The organism is Burkholderia sp. Se-20378 (genome assembly GCF_017104665.1).
Lineage (GTDB): Bacteria > Pseudomonadota > Gammaproteobacteria > Burkholderiales > Burkholderiaceae > Burkholderia > Burkholderia lata.
The window spans coordinates 1-7412 of sequence record NZ_JAAGPG010000415.1 but is presented as its reverse complement, the minus strand read 5'-3'; the positions used below and the strand labels follow the sequence as shown (position 1 = coordinate 7412).

General features: G+C 68.8%; 7 protein-coding genes and 1 pseudogene. 5 read left to right on the top strand and 3 right to left on the bottom strand.

Annotated elements, in window-relative coordinates; genetic code table 11:
* Nucleotides 1-191: pseudogene (locus tag G3N93_RS29850) on the bottom strand (hypothetical protein); the annotation flags it as partial.
* A 269-nt stretch (nucleotides 192-460) separates the two neighbouring features.
* Between G3N93_RS29850 and G3N93_RS29845 the strand changes: the two are divergent.
* From G3N93_RS29845 to fumC, 3 genes are all read left to right on the top strand, one after another.
* Nucleotides 461-679 (top strand): RNA-binding S4 domain-containing protein, encoded by a 219-nt coding sequence (locus G3N93_RS29845; protein WP_006486208.1) that lies wholly within the window; start codon nucleotides 461-463, stop codon nucleotides 677-679.
* 135 nt (nucleotides 680-814) lie between these two features.
* Entirely contained in the window at nucleotides 815-2203 is a 1389-nt protein-coding gene (gene norM, locus G3N93_RS29840; RefSeq protein ID WP_011351377.1) for a multidrug efflux MATE transporter NorM, read from the top strand.
* A 155-nt stretch (nucleotides 2204-2358) separates the two neighbouring features.
* A complete protein-coding gene (gene fumC, locus G3N93_RS29835; protein ID WP_011351376.1) occupies nucleotides 2359-3753 on the top strand; it encodes a class II fumarate hydratase in 1395 nt (464 codons plus the stop codon).
* A gap of 44 nt (nucleotides 3754-3797) precedes the next feature.
* Here the strand turns inward: fumC and G3N93_RS29830 are convergent, their stop codons facing one another.
* Both G3N93_RS29830 and G3N93_RS29825 read right to left on the bottom strand, forming a co-directional pair.
* Nucleotides 3798-4310 (bottom strand): acyl-CoA thioesterase, encoded by a 513-nt coding sequence (locus tag G3N93_RS29830; RefSeq protein WP_043181917.1) that lies wholly within the window; start codon nucleotides 4308-4310, stop codon nucleotides 3798-3800.
* A gap of 130 nt (nucleotides 4311-4440) precedes the next feature.
* Complete coding sequence (locus G3N93_RS29825) at nucleotides 4441-4581, bottom strand: hypothetical protein (protein ID WP_174944536.1); 141 nt, start codon at nucleotides 4579-4581, stop codon at nucleotides 4441-4443.
* Between the two features lie 196 nt (nucleotides 4582-4777).
* Here G3N93_RS29825 and G3N93_RS29820 point away from each other — a divergent pair, with 196 nt between their 5' ends.
* Both G3N93_RS29820 and G3N93_RS29815 read left to right on the top strand, forming a co-directional pair.
* Complete coding sequence (locus tag G3N93_RS29820; protein WP_206134566.1) at nucleotides 4778-5485, top strand: helix-turn-helix transcriptional regulator; 708 nt, start codon at nucleotides 4778-4780, stop codon at nucleotides 5483-5485.
* 162 nt (nucleotides 5486-5647) lie between these two features.
* The coding region (locus tag G3N93_RS29815) for a DUF6600 domain-containing protein (protein ID WP_206134565.1) at nucleotides 5648-7412 on the top strand (1765 nt) is incomplete at its 3' end.

Below are 7412 nucleotides of genomic sequence, written 5' to 3'. Positions count from 1 at the left end.
CCGGCCGCATTGCCCGACGCGTTCGCGCCCGCACTGCCCTGCATGCCGGCACCGGCACCCGCGGCCGGCGTCTGCGCCTGTACGCCGGCACCGGCTGCGCCCTGCACCGCCGTGCCCGTCTGGGCAAATGCGGCCGAAGTGGCGAACGCCGTCAGCGCGGCACCGATCAGCATCGTACGAATCTTGGACATGGCAATTCTCCTCAGGAAGTTGTGAGCCCGATCCGCAGCAATGCGGACCGTGGCGTCCCCGCCGCAACACGCAGCAGGTACGACAAAAGACCCGCGGCCCGCACGGCCGGTTCTCGAATCTCTCAGACTGTTACCCACCGTTTCATTTGCTGACGAATGGCTCACATTCCCTAACAACTGCCTCCGGCGGCCGGCCGCGCTCGCGCGCAGGCCGGCGGTGCCGTATGATGCGAGGCGATTCCTCCCGCGCATTGCGCACCTTCTTCGTCATGCCCAACCTGGATTTCACGCTGACCGGCGAATACGTCGAGCTGCACAACCTTCTCAAGATCACCGGCCTCGCGGACAGCGGCGGCACCGCGAAGCTGATCGTCGCGTCCGGCGCGGTGAAAGTCGACGGCGCGGTCGAGCTGCGCAAGACCTGCAAGATCCGCGCGGGCCAGGTCGTCCTGCTCGGCGACACGCGCATTGCCGTGCGCGAAGCCTAGGGCCGACGGTTCCCCCTGCCTGCGACATGGCCATCGGCGCGCGCGTTCGACACCGTTCGAATAAAGCCGTAAGCTAGCCGTCTCTCAAAATAAATACATATAGCGCGGGCCCGCACCCGCGCGAGCGCCCATTCCATGTCGCATTCCGGTCTTACGCGGACGGCCGCCGCGCCGCCGTCCCTGTCCAGTCACGCCGCCGATACCGCGCGCCTCGCCGCGCCGCTCGCGATCGCGCAGCTCTCGCAGATGGCGATGAGCGTCACCGACACGGTGCTGCTCGGCTCGCTCGGCCCCGATTCGCTGGCGGCGGGCGGGCTCGGCGCGAACTTCTTCTTCGTCATCGTGACCGTGCTGCAAGGCGTGCTGTCGTCAGTCAGCGTCAGCGTCGCGCACGCGCGCGGCGCCAAGGCCGACGAGCGCGTACCGCACATCTACTGGACCGGCTTCGCGCTGTCCGTGCTGCTCGCGATTCCGGCCATCATCGCGCTGTCGCTGTCCGAACCGATCCTGCTGATGTTCCACGAGCCGCCCTTGCTCGCGCATCACGTCGGCGAATACACGGGCATCCTGCGCTTCGCCGCGCTCGGCAGCCTGATCGGCGTCGGGCTGATGCGCGCCTTCCTGCCTGCGATCGGCGCGGCGCGCCGGCTGCTGTGGGTATCGATCGGCGGCGTCGGCGTCAACGGTGTGCTGAACTACGGGCTGATCCACGGCGCGTTCGGGCTGCCGCGCCTCGGCTTCCTCGGTTCGGCCGTCGCGACGACGATCACGATCTGGCTCACCGCACTCGCACTGATCTGGCTGCTGCACGGCCGGCAACGCTTCCGCCATTTCGTCACGGCCGCGCGCCCGAAGCTGCCGATGATGGGCGAACTGATCGGCATCGGCTGGCCCGTCGCGATCACGTACGGCGTCGAATCGACGCTGTTCCTCGCGACCGGCCTGACGATCGGCGTGCTCGGCGCGACGTCGCTGGCCGCACACCAGATCGCGCTGAACGTCGCGTCGGTGGCGTTCATGGTGCCGCTCGCGATCGGCCAGGCCGCCAACGTGCGGGTCGGTTACTGGGTCGGCGCAGGGGCGCCTGTCGCCGCGCGGCATGCGGGCTTCGTCGCACTCGGCCTTGGCGTCGCGTTCATGACGCTGTCGGGCATCGTGCTGATCGTCGCGCCGCATGCGATCGTCGGCCTGTACCTGAACCTTGACGATCCGGCCAACGCGGCCACCGTGTCGCTTGCCGCGTCGCTGCTCGGCATCGCCGCGGTGTTCCAGATCGTCGACGGCGCGCAGACCGTCGCGTCGGGTGCGCTGCGCGGCCTGAAGGACACGCGCATCCCGATGCTCGCGGCGACCCTCGGTTACTGGGGCATCGGTTTTCCGACCGGCTACTGGTTCGCGTTCCACGTGGGCCTCGGTGCCCGCGGCCTCTGGTGGGGCCTCGCGGCCGGCCTCGCGAGCGTGGCCGTGCTGATGGCATGGCGCTTCCATCTGAAGAGCGCGTCGTTTGTGACGTCGCCGCACTGAGCGCGACAAGACGCGAAATCCGAGCCGGCGCTATGCTAGTCGGCTGAAGACTTCAAGACGCCGCGCGAGCGGCGCGACTGCCTCACGATACGTCTGATTACGTCTGATGCCGCGCGGCGACGCGCGGCCTTTCCCCTTTCCTGGAGGAGTGGATCATGAACGAAGCAGTTCGGATGGAACGCGATACGTTTGGCGAGATCGCCGTGCCGGCCGACCGGCTCTGGGGCGCGCAGACCGAGCGCTCGCTGCAGAATTTCCGGATCTCGACCGAGAAGCAGTCGCCCGAGCTGATCCACGCGCTCGCGATCGTCAAGCGCGCCGCGGCGGCCGTGAACCAGTCGCTCGGCGTGCTGGCCGACGACAAGGCGCGCGCGATCATCGACGCGGCCGACGAGATCATCGCCGGCAAGCATCCGCGTGAATTCCCGCTCGCCGTGTGGCAGACGGGCTCCGGCACGCAGACCAACATGAACCTCAACGAGGTGATCGCGAATCGCGCAAGCGAACTGATGGGCGGCGAGCGCGGCGAAGCGCGCAAGGTTCATCCGAACGACGACGTGAACCGCGGCCAGTCGTCGAACGACGTGTTCCCGACCGCGATGCACGTCGCGGCCGCGTACGCGATCGTCAACCACCTGCTGCCGGCACTGCGCACGCTGCGCACGACGCTCGACGCGAAGTCGAAGGCGTTCGCCGACATCGTGAAGATCGGCCGCACGCACCTGCAGGACGCGACGCCGCTCACGCTCGGCCAGGAGTTTTCCGGCTACGTCGCGCAGCTCGACCAGAGCATCCGTCACGTCGAATCGGCGCTGCCGCACCTGTACGAACTCGCGCTCGGCGGCACCGCGGTCGGCACGGGGCTGAACGCGCATCCGGAGTTCGCGGTGCGCGTCGCCGATGAAATCGGCCGGCTCGCGAAGCTGCCGTTCGTGACGGCGCCGAGCAAGTTCGAGGTGATGGCGGCCGCCGACGCGCTGGTGTTCGCGCACGGTGCACTGAAGACGGTCGCGGCCGGCCTGATGAAGATCGCGAACGACGTCCGCTGGCTCGCGAGCGGGCCGCGCTGTGGGCTCGGCGAGCTGTCGATTCCGGAGAACGAGCCGGGCAGCTCGATCATGCCGGGCAAGGTGAACCCGACGCAGTCCGAAGCCGTGACGATGCTGTGCTGCCAGGTGTTCGGCAACGACGTCGCGGTCAACGTCGGCGGCGCGAGCGGCAATTTCGAGCTGAACGTGTTCCGGCCGATGATCGCGCACAACGTGCTGCAGTCGGTGCGGCTGCTCGCCGACGGCGCGCAGAGCTTCAACGATCACTGCGCGGTGGGCATCGAGCCGAACCGCTCGCGGATCGACCTGCTGCTGAACGAATCGCTGATGCTGGTGACGGCGCTCAATCCGCACATCGGCTACGACAAGTCGGCGCAGATCGCGAAGAAGGCGCACAAGGAAGGCACGACGCTGAAGGCGGCCGCGCTTGCACTCGGCTACCTGACCGAGGCGGAATTCGATGCGTGGGTACGTCCCGAGCAGATGATCGGGTCGCAGTAATCGCAGGACGACGGGCGCGGCGCGATGCGCGGCGCCCGCAGCGGTCAGACCGCGCCCTTCGCGACCTCGTCCGGTTTCATCTCGACGATCTTGTCGAGCGCGGCCCGCACGTCGGCCGCATATTTCGCGAGCACCTTCTGCTCGTCAGTCTCGGGCACGAACGGCGGCACCGGCACCGGGTTGCCGTTCTCGTCGACCGCGACGAACACGACGAGGCAATCGGTCGTCTGGCGCAGCATGCCGCCCTTCGGATCGCCGGCATGAACGGACACATGGATGTGCATGCTGGTGCGGCCCGTCGCAACGACGCGCGCCTTCAGCTCGACCAGATTGCCGACCATGATCGGACGCTGGAAACGGATGTTGCCGACGCTGACCGTCACGCAATAGCGGCTCGACCAGACGGCCGCGCACGCATACGCGACCTCGTCGATCCACTTCATCAGCGCGCCGCCATGCACCTTGCCGCCGAAGTTCACGGACGACGGCTCGGCGAGGAAGCGGAATACGGTTTCGGTGCGGTCGAGGGCGGCCGGTACGGGGGACGGTTGGGACATCTTGTTGGCTCCAGGCGGCAGGGGCGCTGTAATCGGGCCATTATACGTTGCACTGCGGCAACGCGTCGCGGAACGCCCCGTGTAGCGCGGCTGCCGGGGCTGTGCCCGGTGTGCGCACGGCCGGCACCGGTCAGCGGCGCACCGTGATGCCCTGATCGATCGTTCCGTACATCTCTATGCTGCCGCCGCGCTCGCCGGCCGAACCCGCACTACCTTGCGCGCAGGCCGCGCAAACGAGCGCGGCCGCCAGCAAACAGAAAATCGTCTTCATCGTTGCATCGTGTCACGTGCGGCCGCCCGCTGCAGCCGCTTTCGGCCATTCTACGCGCGCCCCGCACGCGGCCGCAGCCCGGTTCCACCGCATCGTCGACGCCGGCGCCACTGCATCCGACATTTCAGCCGAAAGCGAAACATCGAATGCGCGCGCCCACTACACTGAAGCTCATCCCGCCTGACGAGACACGACGATGACCGACCAAGACGACCACCACTTCCCGGGCCTTAGCCGCATCGGCTCACTGATCGCCGACCCCGGGCGCGCCGCGATGCTGTGGGTGCTGATGGACGGTAGCGCGCGACCCGCAGGCGAACTGACGATGATCGCGGGGCTGTCGCCGTCCGCGGCAAGCGCCCACCTCGCGCGCTTGACCGAAGGTGGCCTGCTCGCGCTCGACGTGCGCGGCCGGCACCGCTACTACCGCATCGCATCGGCCGATATCGCGGCATCGCTCGAGGCGCTCGCGAACGTCGCGCGCGCGGCCGCGCCGCATCGCCCGGTTCCGGCGCCGTCCCGCACGGTCCCGGCCGAATTGCGCTATGCGCGTACCTGCTACGACCACATGGCCGGCGAACTCGCGGTGCGCATCTTCGACGGGCTCACCGCGCGCGGCTGGCTGCTGGCCGACGGCGATGCGATCGAGACCACCGAACTCGGCACCCAGGCGCTCGCGCAATGGGGCATCGACGTCGCGCAACAGCGCACGCGCCGGCGCCGCTTCGCGTGCGGCTGCCTCGACTGGAGCGAACGGCGCTCGCATCTCGGCGGCGCACTCGGCGCGGCGCTGCTCGAGAGCTTCTGCGCGCACGGCTGGATCGAGCGCTCGACACGGCCGCGCGTGCTGCGCGTCACGGTGCCCGGACAGCAGGTTTTCGACGGGTGGCTTACGTCCGCTTGACGCCTGGATTGCGTCTGCACGACAACGGCGCGCGATCGACAGGTTTTGTTACATCGCGTGCCATTCGACTTACAAAACACCGAGCATTGAAACAGGCCGAGCGGATATTGGGAACTCAGCGGAACGAATCGACGCGCCGCGATAAAGACGAAGACGCTCACCATGGCCACCCTGTTCACGCTCAAGCGAACCGCCCGCTGCACGCTGCTCGCGTTCGTCGCGCTTGCGGCGCTGCCCCCCGCTTTCGCGCAATCGGCCGGCGCCCCGCCCTACGCGGCCGCCGCACGGCAACCGGGCGGCGATCCGCCCAGCCGTGTCGCGCGGCTCAATTACCTGTCGGGCGCCGTGACGACCGAACCGGCCGGCACCGATACGTGGTCGTATGCCGCCGTGAACCGGCCGCTGACGACCGGCGACCAGCTCTGGAACGATGCCGGTGCGCGCTCGGAACTGCACATTGGCTCGACCGCAGTGCGGCTCGGCGAGTCGACGAGCCTGTCGGTGCTGAACCTCGACGACTCGTCGACCCAGCTGAAAGTGGGGCTCGGCACCGTATCGACGCACGTGCGCGATCTGCCGGCCGGCGGATCGTACGAAATCGACACGCCTAATCTCGCGCTCGGCATCACGGGCCCCGGCGACTATCGCGTCGACGTCGCCCCGAACGGTGCGAGCACGACGGTCACGGTGCGCAGCGGCAGTGCGACCGTCTACGGCCGCAACGGCCAGTACCCGCTGTCGCCCGGGCAACAGGTCGTGTTCACGGGCACCGACCTGCAGGTCGCACAGCAATCCGCCGCCCCGGGCCCCGATCCGCTCGACCAGTGGACCGCCAGCCGCGACGCGGCCGAGGAGCGCTCGGTGTCGGCCCGCTATGTGTCCCGCGACATTCCCGGCTACCAGGATCTCGACGCGAACGGCACGTGGCGCGAAACCCCGAATTACGGCCAGGTATGGGTGCCGAACGACACGCCCGCCGACTGGGCGCCGTATCACGACGGCCACTGGATCTGGCAGGCCCCGTGGGGCTGGACGTGGGTCGACGACGCGCCGTGGGGGTTCGCGCCGTATCACTACGGCCGCTGGGCATACGTGGACGATAGCTGGGCCTGGGTACCGGGCCCGCTGGTCGTCAGCCAGCCGCCGGTCTATGCGCCGGCACTCGTCGCGTTCGTGGGCGGTGGCGGCGGACCCGACTGGAGCGTCGCGCTCACGGTAGGGGGTGTCGCCGCGGCCGGCTGCGCGTGGTTCGCGCTCGGCCCGGGCGAACCGTGGCATCCGGGCTGGGGCGGCTGGAGCCCGCACTACTACGACCGCGTGAACCGCAACGTCGTGGTGAACAACGTCAACGTGAACAAGACCGTGAACGTGACGAACATCACCAATATCACCAACATCAACAAGACGTACGTGAACTTCCGCGCGCCGCACGCGATCACGGCCGTACCGGCGTCCGCGTTCGTGCACGGCCAGCCGGTCGCACACTTCTCGCAGCACGTCGATCCGCAGCAATGGCGCAATGCGCACGTCACGCCGGGGACACCGGGCATTGCGCCGGTGCGCCAGAGCTTCACCGGCGGGCTGCGCAATGCGACCTACCGTCCGCCGGCAGCGATTGCCCAGCACCCGTACGTCGCGACACGCAATCCCGCCGTGCCGGCCGCGTATCGCGACCACGCCGCGGCCCACCTCGCGCAGCAAGGCGGGCGTGTGCCAGGTGCCGGCGCACCTGTCGTGAAGACGAACGTGCCGGCCGACTACACGGCTCGCCCGGTCCGCGTTCCGGGCAAGCCGGGCGGCGGCGCATGGGCGATGCACAACGTGCAGCTCGTGAATCCGCATGGCCCCGTCGTGCAACCGGCTCATGCGCCTCGCGAAGGCCAGCCGGCCGCCGCGCAGGCCGGGCGGCCGGGCGCACCGATGCCGG

What these genes read in the sequence shown, in the direction of transcription:
- fumC (WP_011351376.1), top strand. Translation starts at nt 2,359, where the DNA reads ATGAACGAAGCAGTTCGGATGGAACGCGATACGTTTGGCGAGATCGCC.
- G3N93_RS29830 (WP_043181917.1), bottom strand. Translation starts at nt 4,310, where the DNA reads ATGTCCCAACCGTCCCCCGTACCGGCCGCCCTCGACCGCACCGAAACC.
- norM (WP_011351377.1), top strand. Translation starts at nt 815, where the DNA reads ATGTCGCATTCCGGTCTTACGCGGACGGCCGCCGCGCCGCCGTCCCTG.
- G3N93_RS29845 (WP_006486208.1), top strand. Translation starts at nt 461, where the DNA reads ATGCCCAACCTGGATTTCACGCTGACCGGCGAATACGTCGAGCTGCAC.
- G3N93_RS29820 (WP_206134566.1), top strand. Translation starts at nt 4,778, where the DNA reads ATGACCGACCAAGACGACCACCACTTCCCGGGCCTTAGCCGCATCGGC.
- G3N93_RS29825 (WP_174944536.1), bottom strand. Translation starts at nt 4,581, where the DNA reads ATGAAGACGATTTTCTGTTTGCTGGCGGCCGCGCTCGTTTGCGCGGCC.